The 18,963-nt window shown below is 74.4% G+C and carries 20 protein-coding genes and 1 pseudogene; 13 read left to right on the top strand and 8 right to left on the bottom strand.

Annotated elements, in window-relative coordinates; genetic code table 11:
- Positions 1-7: 7 nt before the first annotated feature.
- The 4 genes from CPE01_RS06700 to CPE01_RS06685 are packed head-to-tail and all read left to right on the top strand — an operon-like array spanning position 8 to position 2,775.
- Positions 8-631 (top strand): hypothetical protein, encoded by a 624-nt coding sequence (locus CPE01_RS06700; RefSeq protein WP_146805874.1) that lies wholly within the window; start codon positions 8-10, stop codon positions 629-631.
- Positions 624-926, top strand: a complete 303-nt coding sequence (locus tag CPE01_RS06695; RefSeq protein ID WP_146805873.1) for a transcriptional regulator — start codon at positions 624-626, stop codon at positions 924-926. The genes CPE01_RS06700 and CPE01_RS06695 overlap by 8 nt, the downstream gene beginning before the upstream one ends.
- Positions 923-1,966: an ABC transporter ATP-binding protein gene (locus tag CPE01_RS06690; RefSeq protein ID WP_146805872.1), complete on the top strand. Its 1,044-nt coding sequence runs from the start codon at positions 923-925 to the stop codon at positions 1,964-1,966. Before CPE01_RS06695 ends, CPE01_RS06690 begins: the two co-directional genes overlap by 4 nt.
- Entirely contained in the window at positions 1,963-2,775 is an 813-nt protein-coding gene (locus CPE01_RS06685) for an ABC transporter permease (RefSeq protein ID WP_146805871.1), read from the top strand. The genes CPE01_RS06690 and CPE01_RS06685 overlap by 4 nt, the downstream gene beginning before the upstream one ends.
- A gap of 17 nt (positions 2,776-2,792) precedes the next feature.
- Here the strand turns inward: CPE01_RS06685 and CPE01_RS06680 are convergent, their stop codons facing one another.
- The 3 genes from CPE01_RS06680 to CPE01_RS06670 all read right to left on the bottom strand — a co-directional run bounded on the left by CPE01_RS06680 (position 2,793) and on the right by CPE01_RS06670 (position 6,069).
- Positions 2,793-5,432, bottom strand: coding sequence for a heavy metal translocating P-type ATPase (locus CPE01_RS06680; protein ID WP_146805870.1), 2,640 nt, complete (start codon positions 5,430-5,432; stop codon positions 2,793-2,795).
- 66 nt (positions 5,433-5,498) lie between these two features.
- Positions 5,499-5,732, bottom strand: a complete 234-nt coding sequence (locus CPE01_RS06675) for a heavy-metal-associated domain-containing protein (RefSeq protein ID WP_146805869.1) — start codon at positions 5,730-5,732, stop codon at positions 5,499-5,501.
- A gap of 55 nt (positions 5,733-5,787) precedes the next feature.
- Positions 5,788-6,069, bottom strand: a complete 282-nt coding sequence (locus tag CPE01_RS06670) for a metal-sensitive transcriptional regulator (protein WP_048342447.1) — start codon at positions 6,067-6,069, stop codon at positions 5,788-5,790.
- 248 nt (positions 6,070-6,317) lie between these two features.
- On the opposite strand from CPE01_RS06670, the gene CPE01_RS06665 reads away from it, so the two are divergent.
- The 9 genes and pseudogenes from CPE01_RS06665 (at position 6,318) to CPE01_RS06630 (ending at position 13,442) form a co-directional block, all read left to right on the top strand.
- Positions 6,318-7,373: a sulfate ABC transporter substrate-binding protein gene (locus CPE01_RS06665; RefSeq protein ID WP_146805868.1), complete on the top strand. Its 1,056-nt coding sequence runs from the start codon at positions 6,318-6,320 to the stop codon at positions 7,371-7,373.
- Complete coding sequence (gene cysT / locus CPE01_RS06660; protein ID WP_146805867.1) at positions 7,373-8,221, top strand: sulfate ABC transporter permease subunit CysT; 849 nt, start codon at positions 7,373-7,375, stop codon at positions 8,219-8,221. Before CPE01_RS06665 ends, cysT begins: the two co-directional genes overlap by 1 nt.
- Complete coding sequence (locus CPE01_RS06655) at positions 8,214-9,086, top strand: sulfate ABC transporter permease (RefSeq protein ID WP_246783783.1); 873 nt, start codon at positions 8,214-8,216, stop codon at positions 9,084-9,086. The genes cysT and CPE01_RS06655 overlap by 8 nt, the downstream gene beginning before the upstream one ends.
- Positions 9,083-9,781: pseudogene (locus tag CPE01_RS06650) on the top strand (sulfate/molybdate ABC transporter ATP-binding protein); the annotation flags it as partial. The gene CPE01_RS06655 and the pseudogene CPE01_RS06650, both read left to right, overlap by 4 nt.
- 30 nt (positions 9,782-9,811) lie before the next feature.
- Complete coding sequence (locus CPE01_RS17055) at positions 9,812-10,114, top strand: TOBE-like domain-containing protein (RefSeq protein ID WP_443092626.1); 303 nt, start codon at positions 9,812-9,814, stop codon at positions 10,112-10,114.
- 9 nt (positions 10,115-10,123) lie between these two features.
- Positions 10,124-10,606, top strand: a complete 483-nt coding sequence (locus tag CPE01_RS06645; protein ID WP_146805866.1) for an RrF2 family transcriptional regulator — start codon at positions 10,124-10,126, stop codon at positions 10,604-10,606.
- Positions 10,607-10,736: 130 nt separating this feature from the next.
- On the top strand, positions 10,737-11,195 hold the full coding sequence (locus CPE01_RS06640; RefSeq protein WP_146805865.1) for an RrF2 family transcriptional regulator: 459 nt from the start codon (positions 10,737-10,739) through the stop codon (positions 11,193-11,195).
- A gap of 232 nt (positions 11,196-11,427) precedes the next feature.
- Entirely contained in the window at positions 11,428-12,387 is a 960-nt protein-coding gene (locus tag CPE01_RS06635; protein WP_146805864.1) for a sulfite exporter TauE/SafE family protein, read from the top strand.
- Between the two features lie 53 nt (positions 12,388-12,440).
- Positions 12,441-13,442 (top strand): hypothetical protein, encoded by a 1,002-nt coding sequence (locus CPE01_RS06630; RefSeq protein ID WP_146805863.1) that lies wholly within the window; start codon positions 12,441-12,443, stop codon positions 13,440-13,442.
- Positions 13,443-13,633: 191 nt separating this feature from the next.
- On the opposite strand, the gene CPE01_RS06625 is transcribed toward CPE01_RS06630, so the two are convergent.
- The 5 genes from CPE01_RS06625 to hemC form a co-directional block, all read right to left on the bottom strand.
- Positions 13,634-14,083, bottom strand: coding sequence for an Hsp20/alpha crystallin family protein (locus CPE01_RS06625; RefSeq protein ID WP_146805862.1), 450 nt, complete (start codon positions 14,081-14,083; stop codon positions 13,634-13,636).
- A 478-nt stretch (positions 14,084-14,561) separates the two neighbouring features.
- Positions 14,562-15,881 (bottom strand): glutamate-1-semialdehyde 2,1-aminomutase, encoded by a 1,320-nt coding sequence (gene hemL / locus CPE01_RS06620; protein ID WP_146805861.1) that lies wholly within the window; start codon positions 15,879-15,881, stop codon positions 14,562-14,564.
- Positions 15,878-16,888, bottom strand: a complete 1,011-nt coding sequence (gene hemB, locus CPE01_RS06615) for a porphobilinogen synthase (RefSeq protein ID WP_146805860.1) — start codon at positions 16,886-16,888, stop codon at positions 15,878-15,880. Before hemB ends, hemL begins: the two co-directional genes overlap by 4 nt.
- Positions 16,885-17,784, bottom strand: a complete 900-nt coding sequence (locus CPE01_RS06610) for a uroporphyrinogen-III synthase (protein ID WP_146805859.1) — start codon at positions 17,782-17,784, stop codon at positions 16,885-16,887. The genes hemB and CPE01_RS06610 overlap by 4 nt, the downstream gene beginning before the upstream one ends.
- On the bottom strand, positions 17,781-18,785 hold the full coding sequence (gene hemC, locus CPE01_RS06605) for a hydroxymethylbilane synthase (RefSeq protein ID WP_146805858.1): 1,005 nt from the start codon (positions 18,783-18,785) through the stop codon (positions 17,781-17,783). Before hemC ends, CPE01_RS06610 begins: the two co-directional genes overlap by 4 nt.
- Positions 18,786-18,963: the final 178 nt, after the last annotated feature.

Here is an 18,963-nt window from a genome sequence, read left to right as displayed (position 1 = left end):
GGACGAGATGGACGACGACGAACCAGGGACGGCGCTCGCGCCGCACGACGCGCTCGCGATCATCGCGGGCCAGCGCGCGGTCGCCGCGCGCACCTACCCGTCAGCCACGCTGCTGTTCGGCCTGTGGGGCACGGTGTGGCTCCTCGGCTACGGCCTGTTGTGGCTCACGTCGCTCGACGACGACACGCCCGCGGTCTGGGCGGCGGTCGTCGCGGCCGTCGCGACCATCGTCGCGATGGTCACCACCGCGTGGCACATGGTCGTGCGCACCCACGGCATCCGCGGGCGCAGCGCGCTGCAGGGCGCGATGTACGGCTGGGCGTGGTTCGTCGGCTTCCTCGCGCAGGGCGTGATCGTCTCGGCGCTCGCGAACGCGGGCGCGACCCCCGTCGTCATCAGCCTCGCCGCCAACGCGATGGCGACCATGGTCGTCGGCCTGCTCTACCTCGCGGGCGGCGTGCTGTGGGAGTCGTACCCGATGTACGGGCTCGGCGCGTGGGTGCTGCTCACCGGGGCGTTCGGCTCGTTCGCCGGGATCCCCGGGTCCTACGCCGTGCTCGCGTTCGCGGGCGGCGGCGGGATGCTCGCCGCCGCGGTCGTCGTGAAGGTGTGTGGTCCGCGCCGTGCCTGACGACGAGCTCGACCCCGTGATCCACGCGCAGGCCCGCCTCCGTGTGGTCGCGACCCTGGCCGCGCTGGGCGAGGGCGACCGGATCGCCTTCCCCCGCCTGCGCCGCCTGCTCGACATGACGGCAGGCAACCTCTCCACCCATCTGCGACGCCTCGAGGAGGCGGACTACGTGATGATCACCAAGACGTACGAGGGCCGGTCGCCCGCGACCTACGTGGCCCTGACCCCCACCGGACGCCTCGCGTTCGACCGCTACTCCCGCCGCCTGCTCGACCTGCTGGGGAGCGCGCGATGAGCGCCCGGACCGAGGGCGCCGGGCCACCCGTGGTCGAGGTCGATCACGTCACGCGTCGGTTCGGTCCGGTCGTCGCGCTCGACGACGTGTCCTTGACGGTCGGCGAGGGCGAGCTCGTCGGGCTGCTCGGGCCGAACGGCGCGGGCAAGACGACGCTCCTGAGCCTCGTCAGCGGCCTGCGCAAGGCCGACGCCGGGACGGTCCGGCTGTTCGGCGGCGACCCGCGCGTCGCGAGCGCGCGACTCACGCTCGGCACCACGCCGCAGGAGACCGGGCTGCCGCCGACGCTGCGCGTGGGCGAGGTCGTCGCGCTCGTCGCCGGCCACTACCCCGCACCCATGTCGACCCACGAGGCGCTCGACCGGTTCGGGCTCGCCGACCTCGCGCGGCGGCAGACCGGCGGGCTGTCCGGCGGTCAGAAGCGGCGGCTGGCGGTCGCGCTCGCGCTCGTCGGCCGGCCGCGCCTGGTGCTGCTCGACGAGCCGACGACCGGGCTCGACGTCGAGGCGCGGCACGTGCTGTGGCAGGCGCTGCGCGACTACCACGCGGACGGCGCGACGGTCGTGCTGACCAGCCACTACCTCGAGGAGATCGAGGCGTTGGCCCACCGCGTGGTCGTCGTCGGGCAGGGCCGCGTGCTCGCCGACGGTGCGCTCGCGGACGTGCTCTCGCTCGTCGCGCGCCGCCGCGTCCTGCTCACGGTCCCGGACCGCGCGCTCCCGACGGTGCGCTCATTGGCGGGCGCGGAAGTGGTCGACGAGCAGCGGGTGGAGAACCGCTCGCTGAGCGAGCGCTACCCCACCCAGGACGACGAGCAGCGGCTCACGCTGCTCGCGGAGGACGCCGACGAGCTCGTGCGCGCGCTCGTCGGCGCGCGCGTGCCGTTCCGCGACCTCGAGGTGCGCGGCGCCTCGCTCGAGGAGGCGTTCCTCACGCTCACGGCCGACCAGCCCGACGAGGGCCGGGCAGCGGCCGGTCGGAGCGCCGACGACCTGCACGACGCGCGTCCGCTCGCGCACGCGACCGAGGGGGAACGATGACCACGACGACGACCGCCGCACGCGCGTCCGCGCGCACCGGCCGGCCAGCGCGGACGCAGCCGTTCTGGCGGCTCGCCCTGCTGCACGCGCGGCTCGGCTTCCTCGAGACGGTCCGCATCCCCATCGCGGTGATCGGCAACCTGCTGTTCCCGGCGCTCGCGCTGCTGTTCTTCGTCGTCCCGCAGCGCGCGGTCGCCGACGACCCCGGATCGGCCACCGTCGCGGTCGCCCAGCTCGGCACGTTCGCGGTCATGTCCACGTGCCTGTTCTCGTTCGGCGCGGGCGTCGCCGAGGACCGCGCGCAGCCGTTCGACCCGTACCTGCGGACCCTGCCCGCCGGGCCCGGCCCGCGGCTGACGGGCCGCGTGCTCAACGGTCTGCTGTGGTCCTACTTCGCCCTGGCGCCCGTGGTGCTCGTCGGCTGGCTCCTCACCGCCGCCGCGCTCGACTGGCTGCAGGTCGGGCAGTCGGTGCTCCTCGTCGTCGGCGTCGCCGTGCCGTTCCTGCTGCTCGGGCTCGCGATCGGGTACCGGATGTCGTCCAAGGCCGCGATCGCCGTGGTGCAGGCCGTGCTGTTCCCGCTCGCGTTCGCCGGCGGGCTGTTCCTGCCGCCCGAGGCGTTCCCGCAGTGGCTGGACGTGTTCTCGAAGGCGCTGCCGTCGCGGGCCGTGCGCGATCTCGTCGTCCAGGTCACCGCGGGCGTCGACGCCTACCCGCTCGCGCTGCCCGTGCTCCTGGGCTGGACCGCGCTGTTCGCCACGCTCGCCGTGCTGGCCTACCGCTCCGACGAGGGCCGCCGGTTCCGCTGACGCGGCACCCGGTGAGGTCAGCGGAACGTGCGCAGGCGCAGGGAGTTCGTCACGACGAGCACCGACGAGAACGCCATCGCGGCGCCGGCGATCATCGGGTTGAGCAGGCCGAGCGCGGCCAGCGGGATCGCGGCGACGTTGTAGGCGAACGCCCAGAACAGGTTCTGCTGGATGATGCGCAGCGTGCGGCGTGACAGGCGGATCGCCTGCGCCGCGGAGCGCAGGTCACCGCGCACGAGCGTCACGTCGGCGGCCTCGATCGCGACGTCCGTGCCGGTGCCCATCGCGAGGCCCAGGTCGGCTGTCGCGAGGGCCGCGGCGTCGTTGACGCCGTCGCCGACCATCGCGACCTGCCGGCCCTGCTCCTGCAGGCGCCGGACCGCGTCGACCTTGTCCTCGGGCAGCACCTGGGCCACGACCTCGGTGATGCCGACCTCGCGTGCCACGGCCTGGGCCGCGCCCTCGTTGTCGCCCGTGAGGAGCACGGGACGCAGGCCGAGGGCGCGCAGGTCGTCGACCGCGTCGCGGGACGTGTCCTTGAGCGGGTCCCGGACGACGAGCGTCGCGCGGGCACGTCCGTCCCAGGCGACCATGACCGCCGTGGCGCCGTCCGCCTCGGCGGCCGCGAAGCCGTCGGTCAGCGCCGCCGTGTCGACACCCTGCTCCGCGAGCCAGGTGGGGCGTCCGACGAGCACGCGTCGGCCCATCTGGAGCCCGGAGTGGGCGGTGCGGACCACGCCGACGACGCCGCGACCGGCGACCGCCGAGAAGTCGTACACCTCATCCGATCCGATCTGTACGCCGTCCTGCCCGACGCCCGTGACCTGCGGAGCCGCCGCGGCGAGCTCGTCCCACGCGGCCACGACGGCCGCGCCGATCGGGTGCTCGGCCTGACGCTCGACGGCAGCGGCGAGCCGCAGCGCCTCGCGTCGTGCGTCGTCGACCCGCGCCCCGGCGACCTGCGCCCCGGCGGCCGGTGCGTCGGTCCGGGGCTCGGTCTGGGCATCGGCGGGCGGCGCGCCCGGGAGGAGAACGTCGGTCAGCGCCATGCGGCCCTGCGTGATCGTGCCGGTCTTGTCGAGCACGACCGTGTCCACGCGACGCGTGCGCTCGAGGATCTCCGGACCCTTGATGAGGATGCCGAGCTGAGCACCGCGTCCCGTGCCCACCAGCAGCGCGGTCGGGGTCGCGAGGCCCAGGGCGCAGGGGCACGCGATGATCAGCACCGCGACCGCCGCCGTGAACGCGGCCTGCGCACCGCCGCCGGTCAGGAGCCACACCGCGAGCGTGCCGAGTGCGAGCACGAGCACCACCGGCACGAACACCGCCGAGATGCGGTCCGCGAGCCGTTGCACGGGCGCCTTGCCCGTCTGCGCCTGCGCGACGAGCCGGCCGATCTGCGCGAGGCGCGTGTCCGCACCCACGCGCGTCGCCCGCACGACGAGCGCGCCGGACGTGTTCACGGTCGCACCCGTGACCTCGTCGCCCGGACCCACCTCCACCGGCACGGGCTCACCCGTGAGCAACGAGGTGTCGAGCGCCGACGACCCGGAGACGACGACGCCGTCGGTCGCGACCTTCTCGCCCGGCCGCACCGCGAACTCGTCGCCCACGCGCAGCCGGTCGATCGGCACGCGCTGCTCGGTGCGCCGCCCGTCCGGGCCGGTCACGACGAGCGCGACGTCCTTGGCGCCGAGGTCGAGGAGCGCGCGCAGCGCGTCGCCCGCACGTCGGCGCGAGCGGTGCTCGGCGTACCGGCCGGCCAGGAGGAACGTCGTCACGACCGCCGCGACCTCGAAGTACAACTCCGGGACGGCCATCTGTACGTCGGTGGCGCGCGGCCAGAGCGTGGGCGTCATCGTCATGCCCAGCTCACCAGCCCCGCCGAGGACCAGGGCCCACAGCGACCAGCCGGTCGCCGCGATGATCCCGATGCTGACGAGCGTGTCCATGGTCGAGGCGCCGTGCCGGGCGGCGCGCGCGGCCGCACGGTGGAACGGCCACGCGGCCCACGTCGCGACGGGCAGCGCGAGCGCCGCGACCACCCACTGCCACGCCCGGAACTGCAGCGCGGGGATCATCGAGATCAGCAGGACGGGGACGGTGAGGACCGCCGCGACCGTGAGCCGGCGACGGAGGTCCGCGCCGCGCTGGTCGGTCGGGGCGGAGGTGTCCTCGTCCGGGTCCATGTCGTGCCCGGGCGCCATCGAGTGCCCCGACAGCGCGTGCTCGACCATCGAGTGCTCACCGGTGTGCTCACCGGCGTGCGCACCGGTGTGCTGACCGGTGTGCTCGGCCTGCGCGACGGCGACGGCACCGGACCCGTCGTGACCCGCGGTGCCGTGCGCGTGCTCCGCGTGCTCCGCGTGCGAGCTGTCCGCCTGCGAGTCGTGCGCGTGCTCGTCGTGCCGGTGCGTGGCCGCCGACAGCGGCGACGTGACACGCGCGTCGTAACCCGCGGCGCGGACGGCGGCCACCAGGTCGTCGTGCGTGACGGACGGGTCCGTCCCCACCACGTGCGCCGACTCGAGGGGGAGGTTCACGGTCGCGGTGACGCCGGGCAGGCGCTGCAGGCGCTTCTCGACGCGTGCGACGCACGACGCGCACGTCATGCCCTCGACCGCGAGGTCGACGACCAGTCGTTCGTCGGTGCTCATGGACGTTCTCCTCGATCTGTTCGGCGTGCCCGCACGGGCGGGCTCAGGTGGGGTGCGGGCTCGCGCTCAGAGCAGCGAGCGGCGCGGGGTGACGGCGTACCCGGCCTCGTCGACCGCGGCGGCGACGGCTTCGTCGGACAGCGGCGCGTCGGACGTCACGGTGACGCGGGACGACCCGCCGACGGCGAGGTCGATCTCGACGCCCGTGACGCCGGGGATGGCCTCGAGCTCGGTGGTCACGTGCTGGACGCAGTGCCCGCACGTCATGCCGTCGACGCCGAACGTGGTGGTCTGGCTCATCGCGATCTCCTTCTGGCGGCTGCCCTCGCAGCCGGTCGTGGGTTGGTGGGGGTGCTCAGCTGCGGACGAGGCGCGCGATCGCGTCGGACGCCTCGCGGACCTTCGCGGCGCCCTCCTCGGGGTCCCGACGAGCCGCGTCGACGACGCAGTGCCCGAGGTGGTCCTCGACGAGGCCGATGCTCACCGCCTGCAGCGCCTTGGTCACGGCGGCGATCTGCGTGAGCACGTCGATGCAGTAGACGTCCTCGTCGACCATGCGCGCGATCCCGCGCACCTGGCCCTCGATGCGCCTCAGCCGCTTGAGGTAGTCGTCCTTGGAGCTGTCGTACCCGTGCATGCGTCCTCCTCGTCGTGCCTCACAACCAACATACCCCCGCGGGGTATTCCCGCGAACGCGCGGACGTCCTGACCGGAGCCCCTCGACGTGAGGTACCCGGGCTGCCAGCGGGAGGAATGAGACGCGGTGACCGAAATGTGGACGGGGTGTAGACGGGGCCGACGGCGCGGGACCACTATTCCGAGCGTTCTGATCGGGTAACTCGGGATAAGCCGAGCCCCGAGCGTCGACCAGGGAGCACACCGACCATGAAGTCCCCCATCCGCGGGCAGCGCGCCCGCACGCACTCTCGCCTCGCCGCGGTGCTCGTCGCCGCGTCGCTCCTGGCGGTGGCGGGGTGTGGCTCGTCCGACGACACGGCGACGTCCGCCGACGGCACCGCAGGCGCCGGCGGCGGCGACACGTCCATCGACCTCGTCGGCTTCGCGGTCATCCAGTCCGCCTACGACCACCTCGCGGAGGAGTTCGCCAAGACCGACGCCGGCAAGGGCGTCACGGTCAAGGGCTCGTTCGGCGCCTCGGGCGCCCAGAGCCGCGCGGTGATCGCCGGCCAGGACGCGGACCTCGTCGCGCTGTCGCTCACGCCCGACGTGGACAACATCGTCAAGGAGGGCCTGATCGCGCAGGACTGGAACGCCGACGAGAACAAGGGCATCGTGTCCGACTCGGTCGTCGTCCTCGCGGTCCGCAAGGGCAACCCGAAGAACATCACGGGCTGGGACGACATCGTGCAGCCCGGCGTCGGCATCGTCACCGCGGACCCGGGCACGTCGGGCGCCGCGAAGTGGAACCTGCTCGGCGCGTACACGCACGGCCTGGGCGAGAACCAGGACAAGGCCGCGGCGCAGGACTTCCTCGGCAAGTTCATCGGCAACGTCGTGAGCTGGAACGACTCGGGCCGCACCGCGACGGACGCGTTCGTCAAGGGAACGGGCGACGTGCTCATCTCGTACGAGAACGAGGCGATCGCGGCGCGCGCGGCGGGCGTCGAGCTCGACTACCTCGTCCCCGAGTCGACGTTCCTCATCGAGAACCCGGCGGCCGTCACCGAGAGCGGCTCGCAGGCGGCCAAGGACTTCCTCGAGTTCATCAAGTCCGACGAGGGCCAGGCGATCTTCATCGAGCACGGCTTCCGCTCGCCGTCGGGCGTGCAGCCCACCGCGGACGTCGAGGGCGCGAACGACCCGTCGAACCCGTTCCCCGACGCGAAGATCTGGACCGTCGAGGACCTCGGCGGGTGGAGCGTCGTCAACGACGAGCTGTTCGACAAGGAGAACGGCCTCGTCGCGGAGCTGCGGGGCTGATGTCCCTCGTCGCACAGGTCGACCGGGCGACGCCCTCCGCCTTCGGGCGGGGGCGTCGCCCCGGCGAGCTCACGGGTGTCGCGAGCCTCGGCCTCGGCGTGGGCGTGCTGTGGCTGAGCCTGCTGGTCCTGCTGCCGATCGCGGCGATCGTCTCGACGGCGTTCGAGGACGGGCTCGCGGGCTTCTGGGACGCGGTCACCGACCCCGAGGCGCTCTCGGCGATCCGGTTCACGGTCGGGGCCGCGCTGCTGGTCACCGTGATCAACGCGGTCGTCGGGACGCTCATCGCATGGGTGCTGGTCCGGGACGACTTCCCGGGCAAGCGGATCCTCGAGGTCGTCATCGACATCCCGTTCGCGCTCCCGACGATCGTCGCGGGCCTCGTCCTGATCACGCTCTACGGGCCGAGCGGGCCGTTCGGGATCAACCTCGTCGGGACGCGCGCGGGCGTGGTGCTCGCGCTGCTGTTCGTCACGCTGCCGTTCGTCGTGCGCTCCGTGCAGCCCGTCCTGATCGACGCGGACCGTGAGGTCGAGCAGGCCGCCGCGTCGCTGGGCGCGTCGGGCTTCACGATCTTCCGCCGCGTGATCCTGCCGACCGTCACCCCGGCCGTCGTCTCGGGCGCCGCGCTGAGCTTCGCGCGGGCGCTCGGGGAGTTCGGGTCGGTCATCCTCATCTCCGCCAACCTGATCGGCAAGACGCAGGTGTCCTCCTCCTACATCCTCAAGATGATCGAGTCGCAGGAGACGGTCTCCGCCGCGGCCGTCGCGACGCTGCTGCTCGCCGTCGCGGTCGTCGTGCTCGTCGTGCTCGACGTGGTCCAGCGCCGGACGGCCCGCCGTGGTTGACGTCCGGACCGTCGCCCCGGCGCCCGTGGACGCCCGCGTCCGACGAGCGCGCCGCCGCACCACGCGCACGGCGTGGGTGCTGCGCCTGGTGGCGATCGGGTATGTGCTCGCGCTCGTCGCGCTGCCCGTCGCGTCCGTCGTGCAGCACACGTTCGCCGACGGCCTGGGCCCGGTCTGGGAGGTGCTGACGTCCGACGACTTCCTCGCGGCACTGCGCCTGACGGCCGTGGTCGCGGGCATCGCGACGCTCCTCAACACCGTGTTCGGCGTCGGGATGGGCGTGCTGCTCGTGCGGTACCGGTTCTGGGGGCGTCGGTTCGTGTCCGCCGTCATCGACCTGCCGGTGTCGATCTCACCGATCGTCGTCGGCGTCGCGCTGATCCTCGTCTACGGGACCTACGGCTGGTTCGGCGGGGCGCTCGAGGACGCCGGGTTCCGCGTGATCTTCTCCGTGCCGGGCATGGTGCTCGCGACCGTGCTCGTCTCGCTGCCGCTCGTGCTGCGCGAGGTGGTCCCGACCCTCGAGGAGGCCGGGATCGAGCAGGAGCAGGCGGCGCAGTCGCTCGGGGCGAGCGCGTGGCAGCGGTTCTGGCGCGTCACCCTCCCGACGATCAGGTGGGCGCTGGCTTACGGCGTCGCGCTGAGCCTGGCGCGCTCGTTGGGCGAGTTCGGCGCGGTGCGCGTCGTGTCCGGCTCGGTGGCCGGCGAGTCCCAGACCCTCACGTTGTACGTCAACGACTCGTACCAGGAGTTCGGACCCGACGCGCAGCGGCAGGCGTTCGCCGCCGCGTTCGTGCTCATGGCGATCGCCGTCGCGCTGATCGTCGTCATCGCCGCACTGCGGCCCCAGGAGGAGCGCTCGTGAACCAGTCAGCCGGCCACAGCGGCAGCGCCGAGGCGCAGTCCGGGATCGTCGTGCGCGGCGTGCACCGGTCGTTCGGTGACTTCGTCGCGCTCGAGGACATCGACCTCGAGGTCAAGCCGGGTGGCCTGACCGCCCTGCTCGGCCCGTCCGGGGGCGGCAAGTCGACGCTCCTGCGGATCATCGCGGGCCTCGACTACCCGGACCGCGGCGCGGTCGAGATCGGCGGCCGCGACGCGACGTTCCTGCCGCCGCAGCGCCGCTCGGTGGGCTTCGTCTTCCAGCACTACGCCGCGTTCAAGCACCTGACCACGGCGCGCAACGTCGCGTTCGGGCTCGAGATCCGCAAGCGCCCCCGGGCCGAGGTCCACGACCGGGTCGCCGAGCTGCTCGAGCTCGTGCACCTCGAGCAGTTCGCCGACCGGCTCCCGTCACAGCTCTCGGGCGGCCAGCGCCAGCGCATGGCCCTGGCCCGCGCGCTCGCCGTCCAGCCGGAGGTGCTGCTGCTCGACGAGCCGTTCGGTGCGCTCGACGCCAAGGTCCGCAAGGAGCTGCGCGACTGGCTGCGCCGCCTGCACGACGAGGTGCACGTGACGACGTTGTTCGTCACGCACGACCAGGAGGAGGCGCTCGAGGTGGCCGACGAGATCGTCGTCATCTCGCAGGGCCGCATCGAGCAGGTGGGCTCGCCCGCGCAGCTGTACGACCACCCGGCCAACGAGTTCGTCATGTCGTTCCTGGGCCCGGTGACGCGGCTCGGCGGCGTGCTGGTCCGGCCGCACGACATCGAGGTGCTGACCGACGAGCGCGCGGGCGCGGTGCAGGTCGAGGTGACCAAGCTGCTGCGCGTGGGCTACGAGGTGCGCGCCGAGACGCGCGCGCAGGACGGGTCGACGCCGTGGGTGCAGCTCACGCGTGCGCAAGTGGCCGAGCTCGACCTGGCCGAGGGCGCGACGGTCTGGCTGCGCCCGCTCGTCGCCACGCCGTTCCCCGCGGGCTCGCCGCGCGCACCCGAGCCCGTCCCCGCCTGAGGCGCCCGCGTGCACATCTCCGCCAAGGTCGACTACGCGGTCCGCGCGCTCCTGCTGCTCGCCCAGCGCGCGCCCGAGCTCGTCACCGCGGAGGCGCTGAGCGCCGAGCAGGACCTGCCGCGCGAGTACGCCGAGCAGATCCTGACCGAGCTGCGCAAGCTCGGGTACGTGGTCTCCAAGCGGGGTGCGCGTGGCGGGTTCCACCTCGCGCACCCGGCCGACGAGGTGCTGATCGGGCCGGTGCTGTCGTCGCTCGAGGGTCCGTTCGTCACGGTGCGTGCGGCGCTGCCCGACACGTTGACGTACCGCGGCGTGGCGCAGCACCTGCCGACGCTGTGGGGTGCGCTCGACGAGACGCTGCACGACGTCCTCGACCACGTGACCCTGGCGGACCTGCTCACGGGTGCGGTGCCGTCTCCGCGCGATCCCGCGGTCGCTCCGGGTCCGGGGGCCGGCACCCCTGAGCGACCGAGTCTCGTCGGGGGGTGCTGACCGCCGGCCGGGGCCGGTGACGTGCGCCCGACGAGGTGCGCGGGTGCCGGTTCTCGATCGGGGCTGTCGGGAATCGCCGGATGGGACGTCCGGTGCCGGGTCCGTGGCGCCCGGCAGGCAGAATGTGCGCATGCGGGTCTCGGCGAAGGCGGACTATGCGGTGCGTGCGTGCGCCGAGCTCGCGGCGAGCCCGCAGGGCCAGCCCGTCGCGGTCGAGACGCTCGCCGCGGGCCAGGGCCTGCCGACGAGCTTCCTCGAGCGCATCCTCGGCGACCTGCGACGCGGCGGCGTCGTCGTGAGCGTGCGCGGGCGGTCGGGCGGCTACAAGCTCGCGCGGCCCGCCACCGAGATCACGCTCGCGGACGTCATGCGTGCCGCCGAGGGCCCGCTGGTCACGGTGCGCGACGAGCGTCCGCCGTCGCTCACGTACGACGGCTCGGCCGCCGCGCTGCTCGACGTGTGGGTCGCGCTGCGCGTCAGCGTGCGCGACGTGCTCGACGAGGTGTCGATCGCCGCGCTCGTCGCGGGCGACCTGCCGGCCCCGATCCAGGCGATGCTCCAGCGCGCGGACGCATGGGAGAACCCCTGAGCCAGCCCCCTTCGCGGGCGGGCTGGACCTCGACGACGACGGGCGGACGTCCGCCCGCGTCGTAGCGCCGTGCCCACGGCGGGACCTCGCGCGCGGGTGCGGCACCCGCCCGGGCCAGGGCCGTGCGCGCGCTCCTCGTCTTGCATCCTGGGACCGGGGTTGAATATCGAGTTGGGCGGTCGGGATTATCGGGTTCTCGCTCCGAACCGGCCCATACCCGAAGGAACCCGCCATGCCGCAGCTCGTGCTCCTGGCCGTCGTCGGCCTTGCCGCGCAGCTCGTCGACGGCTCGCTCGGCATGGCCTACGGCGTGACGTCCACGACGCTGCTGCTGGCGATCGGCACGAACCCGGCCGCGGCCTCGGCGACCGTGCACCTCGCGGAGATCGGCACGACGCTCGCGTCGGGCATCTCGCACTGGCGGTTCGGCAACGTCGACTGGAAGGTCGTGCGGCGCGTCGGCGTGCCCGGCGCGATCGGCGCGTTCCTCGGCGCCACCGTGCTGTCCCGGCTCGCGACGGACGCGGCGGCACCGGTGATGTCCGGCATCCTGCTCGCGCTCGGCCTCTACATCCTCATCCGGTTCACGTTCCGGGGTCTGCGCAAGGACCGGCTCGGCCAGCCCGTGCGCAGGCGGTTCCTCGCCCCGCTGGGCCTGGTCGCGGGCTTCGTCGACGCGACCGGCGGCGGGGGCTGGGGGCCGGTCGGCACACCCGCGCTGCTCGCGTCGGGACGCATGGAGCCGCGCAAGGTGATCGGCTCGATCGACACCTCCGAGTTCCTCGTCGCGATCGCCGCGTCGCTCGGCTTCCTGTTCTCGCTGGGCTCGCAGGGCATCGACGCCGTGTGGGTGCTCGCCCTGCTCGCCGGCGGGCTCGTGGCCGCGCCGATCGCCGCGTGGCTCGTGCGGCTCATCCCGCCGCGCATCCTCGGCTCCGCGGTCGGCGGCGTGATCGTCCTGACGAACACGCGCACGATCATCCGGTCCGACTGGGTGGGACTGGCGGGCACGCCCGCGCAGGCATGGATCCTCACGCTCCTCGCGGTCGTGTGGGCCGCGGCCGTGGTCTGGTCGGTGCGCGCCTACCGGCGCGAGAAGGTCGTCGCGACGACGATCGTCGAGGTCGCGCCGTCGCACGACGAGGCGTCGGCGACGTCCGAGCGCGAGCCCCAGGTGGCCGTCGTCGGCTGACCGCCGGGCCGTCGTGACTCAACCGTGACCTTCGGGCTGCCGATGGACAGTCTGTGAGTCAGGCGGAGGTCGCGTTCCGGTACGCCGGTCGTTCGGGGCTGAGGGTCGAGCGCGGTGGCGTGCACCTCGGCCTCGCGACGACCGAGCGGCGCACCTTCGTCGACGGTCGCGCCGAACGCGCCGACCTCGTCGGAGCCGCGCTGCTGGTCGTCGCGCACGTGGCCGCGGCCCGCTACGACACCCCCGAGGGAGCCGGCGTCCGGCTCGCCGACCCGTTCGTGACGACCGGCGACGGGGCCGTCCGCTTCGAGAGCCTGTCCGGCTGCGGCCGGGTCGCCGCACGGCTCGACCTGCTGCCCGGCGGGCTGGAGCTCGCCGACCACCCCGCGGGGACGACGAACGTCGAGCTCGGACCGCGCGTGCGGGAGCTGCTCGGCGGTGTGCTGCCGCGCGACCCCGTGCGGCTCGAGGTCGGAGCCGCGGGCCAGACCCTCATCCCGCCGGGCGCTCGCCTGCACGAGCGGCGCGTCATGCTGCCCGCGCACTGGGTGCGCACCCTCGCCGAGCTGCCGGCGCTCACCGCCGCGATGACCGTGCGCGCCGAGCTCGGCACACGGCACGCGAGGTCGTTCGTGCGGTCGCTGCCCGCCGACCCGTCGGCCCGTCAGGCCCGGCCGACGCGCGACACGCTGCGGCTCGTCGCCGACACCGAGGCGGACGCCGCGCGTCCGGATGCCGTCCTCGTCGCCGCGCCCGCGGCCCTGCGTGAGCTCGAACCGCTGCTCCGCCACGCGAACGCGCTGCGCGTGTGGGCGGACGCCGCGACCGGTGCGTCGTGGTGGGAGCTCGACCTGCCGCACGCGCGCCTCGGCGTCGGGATGGGGCTCGACCCCGCCGGCGGCGAGCGCGAGGCGGTCGTCGACCACCTCGCGGCCGCCCCCGACGCCGCGACCGGGCGACTGGGGTACGACCTGCACGACCGTCGCTGGTACGCCCGCCGCATCCCGGTGGGCCGCGACCTGCTCGAGCCCACCGATCGCACCGCCACGGCCTGACCGCCCGGCCCGTCGCCCGACTCCCGACGACCGACTCCCGACGAACGACTCCCGACGACCGCACGCCCGGGCCCTGCCGCTCGACGCGTGCCCGACAGCCGCGGTGGTCGTCCTCCGGCGGCGGACATGCGGACGGCGCCGCACCGTGTGGCGGGCGCCGTCCGGGGATCAGCGGGACGCGGGGGTCGCGCTCACGAGGCCGGTGCCTCGGCAGAGGCCTCGATCGTGGCCTGCTGCGGGCGGGCGCCGTGCTGCACCTCGACCTTGCGCGGCTTGGCGTCCTCGGCCACCGGGATCGTGAGCGTGAGGACGCCGTCGGTGTACGTGGCCTCGATCCGGTCGAGCGCGAGACCCGCACCGACCGCGAGCTGACGCGCGTACGTGCCGACCGGGCGCTCCTTGGCGAGCCACTGCACGTCGTCCTCGGTGCGCGCGGTGCGCTGCGCGCGGATCGTCAGGGTGCGGTCCTCGACCGAGACGTCGATCGTGCCGGGGTCGGCGCCCGGGAGGTCGAGGTGCAGGACGTAGTGGTCCCCGGCGCGGTACAGATCCATCGGCATCGTGGCGGACGCGCGGTCCGCGGCGAGCACCTGGCCGAACAGGCGGTCGAGCTCGTGGAAGGGGTCGAATCGCGTAGCCATGAACCCTCACCTCCTCCTGGTGAGCCCGGACCCTCCGGGCTCGGGGCTGCCCGGGGGAGACGGTCCGCCCGGGACGGCTACATCTCCGTTTTAGCACTCTCGCTGCCAGAGTGCTAGTCCGGTGAGAGGGTCCGAGCCCGCCCTCAGCGATGCCCCGCACCACGAGCCGAGGGGTCGCCGAGATGGCGCGCCAGCGCGCCTAGACAGGCGTGCCCAGCGTGGCGACGGGCAGGCCGGCGCAGCCCGGGCGAGGAGAGCAGGCCACCGCCGCGGGACGCGGTCGCGCGCCGTCGGCTCGCCCGCACAAGGCGTGCCTTCGGACCATGACCGGTGGCTCTCGCTCCCCGGACGCCACCGCGTCACGGCGGTTGCCGGGAGCATATGAACGACCGCGCGACTCCGCATCCGGAACAACGACCCCGCCCAGCCCGCCGGCTCAGGGAGGGGGAGCCGGAGCGTTCGGTGGGTCGCGCGCCGCTCAGGGGTGCGTGGCGGTGGCGGCGGCCTGGGCGGCGGCGGGGAGGGCGTCCTCGATGCGGCCGAGGGCCTCGTCGTCGTGCGCCGCGGAGACGAACCACGCCTCGAACGGCGACGGCGGAGCCGAGACACCCGCGTCGAGCAGCGCGTGGAAGAACGGCGTGTACCGCCAGTGCTCGGACGCCTGCACCGCGGCGTAGTCACGCACGCCGGCCTGCGCGGCGTCCGCACCGAACGAGACGGAGAACAGCGAGCCGGCCCACTGCAGCGCGTGCGGCACGCCCGCGTTGGCGAGCGCCTTGGTCACCGAGTCCCGCAGCCGCGCCGCGGCCTCGTCGACCTTCGCGTACACCGCCAGGTCGGCGAGGCGCAGCGTGGCCAGGCCCGCAGCGGTCGCGACGGGGTTCCCGGACAGCGTCCCGGCCTGGTAGACGGGCCCGACGGGGGCGAGCATCCCCATGAGGTCGCGCCGACCGCCGACCGCCGCGACGGGCAGGCCGCCGCCGATGACCTTGCCGAAGGTGAACAGGTCGGGCGCCCAGCCCTCGCGCAGGCCCTCGAGCCCCCACCAGCCGGAGTACCCGACGCGGAACCCGGTGAGCACCTCGTCCTGGATGAGCAGCGCGCCGTGCTCGAGCGTGAGCTCGCGCAGCGCGGCGTTGTAGCCCGGCGCGGGCGGCACGACGCCCATGTTGGCGGGCGCGGCCTCCGTGATGATCGCGGCGATGCGGTCGCCGTGGGTCGCGAACGCCTCGCGGACCGCGTCGACGTCGTTGTACGGCAGCACGATGGTCTCGGCCGCGACGGCCGCCGAGACGCCTGCCGAGCCCGGCAGCGCGAGCGTCGCCAGGCCCGAGCCCGCCTGGGCCAGGAGCGCGTCGACGTGGCCGTGGTAGCAGCCGGCGAACTTCACGACGAGGTCGCGGCCCGTCGCGGCGCGCGCCAGGCGCAGCGCGGTCATGGTCGCCTCGGTGCCGGTCGAGACGAGGCGCACGGACTCGGCCGCGGGGACGCGGTGGCGGACGGCGTCGACGAGCTCGACCTCGGTCGTCGTCGGGGCGCCGAAGCCCAGGCCGCGCGCGGCGGCCTCCTGCACGGCGGCGACGACCTCGGGGTGTGCGTGCCCCAGCAGCGCGGGTCCCCACGAGCCGACGAGGTCGACGTACTGCCGGCCCTCGACGTCCGTGACGTACGGGCCGCTGGCCGACGCGATGAACGCAGGCGTGCCGCCGACCGAGCCGTAGGCGCGCACGGGCGAGTTGACCCCGCCCGGGATGACGGCCTGCGCGTGGGCGAACACCTCGGCGTTCGTCGGGCTCATCGGTACTCCTCCGCCAGCCATCCGGCCAGCTCCGTCGCGTGGTACGTCAGTACGTGATCGGCACCGGCGCGACGGATGCTGAGCACGGACTCGCGTATCGCCCGTTCGCGCTCGATCCATCCCGCCGCTGCGGCGGACTCGATCATGGCGTACTCGCCGGACACCGCATAGGCCGCAACGGGAACGGAGCTGCTGGCGGCGACGTCGGCGAGCACGTCGAGGTACGCCATCGCGGGCTTCACCATGACGACGTCGGCGCCCTCGGCGATGTCGATCGCGACCTCGCGCGCGGCCTCGCGGCGGTTCGCGGGGTCCATCTGGTAGGTCCGGCGGTCGCCCTCGAGCTGCGACTCGACGGCGTCGCGGAACGGTCCGTAGAACGCCGAGGCGTACTTCGCGGCGTACGCGAGCACCGCGACCTCGTCGTACCCGGCGGCGTCGAGCGCGTCCCGCACGGCCGCGACCTGGCCGTCCATCATCCCGGACAGGCCCACGAGGTGTGCTCCGGCGGCGGCCTGCGCGAGCGCCATGTCGGCGTACCGGACGAGCGTCGCGTCGTTGTCGACGCGGCCGTCGGGCGTCAGCACACCGCAGTGGCCGTGGTCGGTGAACTCGTCGAGGCACAGGTCCGCCTGCACGACGAGCGCGTCACCGGCCTCGGCCGCCGCGACGGCGAGCGCACGGTTGAGGATGCCGTCGGGCTCGGTGGCCTGGGTGCCGGTCGCGTCGCGCACCTCGGGCACGGCGAACACCATGACACCACCCAGACGAGCGGCCGCCGCCTGGGCGACCGCGCCGCGCAGCGAGTCGAGCGTGTGCTGGACGACGCCCGGCATCGAGTCGATCGGGCGCGGCTCCGTCAGGCCCTCGCGGACGAAGACGGGCAGCACGAGCTGGCGCGGGTGCACGTCGACCTCGCGCACGAGGCGACGCATCGCCTCGGTCGAGCGCAGACGTCGCGGACGGACGCGTCCGGGGGTCGGCGCGTCGGTCGGTTCGGGGCTCACAGCACCTCCAGGTGTCCGTTCCGTCCATCTTCCCCGACGAACGGGGTGCGGACGGGGGTGTCGTGCGACGACGCGCGTTCCTCGTCGGCACGCGCGGCGGCCCGCGCGAGCGCCGCGACCAGGCCGCCCATCGTCTGCTCGTCGGCCGTCGCCGTGAGCGTCAGGCCGAGGCGTCGGGCCTCGTCGGCGGTCGTCGGGCCGATCGCGACGAGCAGCGTCCCGGTGGGGGGTGCGCCGAGGTGCTCGACGAGCGAGCGGACCGTGCTCGCCGACGTCAGGAGCGCCGCGCGGATCTCGCCGGTGCGCCAGGCATCGCGCACGTCGTCGGGCGGGGGCGGTGCCGTGACCGTGCGGTACGCGACGACCTCGTCGACCTGCCAGCCGCGGGCGCGCAGCCCGTCCGCGACGGTCGAGGCCGCCAGGTCCCCGCGTGCGAACAGCACACGGGGCGGGCGGTCCTCGCCTGCGTCGGCGCTCGCGGGCGTGGGCCACTGCGCGGCGAGGTTCGCGCCCGTGGACGCGCCGCGGGGCGTCAGCGCGGCGGTGACCTGCGCGTCGGACAGCGCACGCGCCGTGCCGGGGCCGACCGCGGCGACCTGCACGCGGCCGTCGGCGACGAGCGAGGCGAGCGTTCGCCCGCCCGCCTCGGCGCGGTCGTCGAGCACCGGGACGGCGGCGCCGCTGGTCACGACGAGCCAGCGGTACCAGCCGGCGCCGAGCGCGAGCAGCGCGTCGTCGAGCGGGCCGGTCTCGGGCGGCGGCTCGATCGCGATGAGCGGGACGAGCTCGGCGGTCGCTCCCGCGGCGGCGAGGGCGACGGCGGCCGCCGACTGACCCGCGGTCGGGCGGGGGACCAGGACGCGCCAGCCGGCGAGCGGCCCGGGCTGGCGGCTCACGCGCCCGGCCCGAGCGGGGCGAGCTCGGCCGCACCCTGCTCGAGCAGCAGGTCGGCCAGGTCCTCCCCGGCGGAGCGCGCGGTCTGCTCGTCGGCGACCGGGTGCGGCAGGGGGGCAGGCGGGTCGCCCTCCCACCCGAAGGACACGCCGACGGACACGCCCTCGCGCAGGAGCCGCGTCCCGTCCGTGCGGGCGACAACCGCCTCGAGGTGCACCGTGGCGTCGTCGATCCGCCCGAGCGCACCGACCGGCGCGGCGCAGCCCGCCTCGAGCCGCGCGAGCAGCGCGCGCTCGGCGACGACCGCGAGCCGCGTCGGCTTGTGGTCCAGCGCGGCGAGCGCCGCGGCGAGCGGCGACGCGGGGTCCGCGAGGTCGGCGGTGCGGACCTCGACGGCGAGCGCGCCCTGACCGGGTGCGGGGAGCATGACGTCCGGCCCGAGCACCTCGGTCACGGCGTCGAGCCGTCCGAGGCGGGCGAGGCCGGCGCGCGCGAGGACCACCGCGTCGAGGTCACCGGGACCGTGGCCCGAGCCGCGGACGCGGCCCAGGCGCGTGTCGACGTTGCCGCGGATGTCCACGACCTCGAGGTCGGGCCGGGCGGCGAGGAGCTGCGCGGCGCGGCGCGGCGAGCCCGTGCCGACACGTGCGCCGGCGGGCAGCTCGCGCAGCGTCAGGCCGTCGCGCGCGCACAGCGCGTCGCTCGGGTCCTCGCGCAGCGGGACCGCCGCGACCGTCAGGCCCGGCGCGGGCGCGGTGGGCAGGTCCTTGAGCGAGTGCACCGCGACGTCGCAGCGACCCTCCAGCAGCGCGTCCCGCAGCGCGGTCACGAAGACGCCCGTGCCGCCCAGCGTCGCCAGGCTCCCGGTGAGCCGGTCGCCCTCCGTGCGCACGTGCACGATCTCGACGTCGAAGCCGCCGAGCCGGGCGAGGTCGTCGGCCACGTGACCCGTCTGCGTGAGCGCCAGGGCCGAGGCGCGCGTACCGATCCGGACCGCAGGCATGTGAGTCAGTCTGACCCTTCCGTCGTCGATGTGCGAAACAATGCGCCGTCCGTGACGCGGTCGTGACGCCTTGTCAGAATGTTCGTCGGCGCATTCTCGACGCTCGTCCAAATGGCCAGGACATCCTGAGCTCGTGCCATTCTGTGACCGGGTCGGGACGGACTGTCAGAAAAGAGAA

The organism is Cellulomonas persica (genome assembly GCF_007989825.1).
In the GTDB taxonomy this organism is placed as follows: domain Bacteria; phylum Actinomycetota; class Actinomycetes; order Actinomycetales; family Cellulomonadaceae; genus Cellulomonas; species Cellulomonas persica.
Note: the sequence above shows the minus strand (reverse complement) of the source record. Positions and strands in the feature narration are given on the sequence as shown.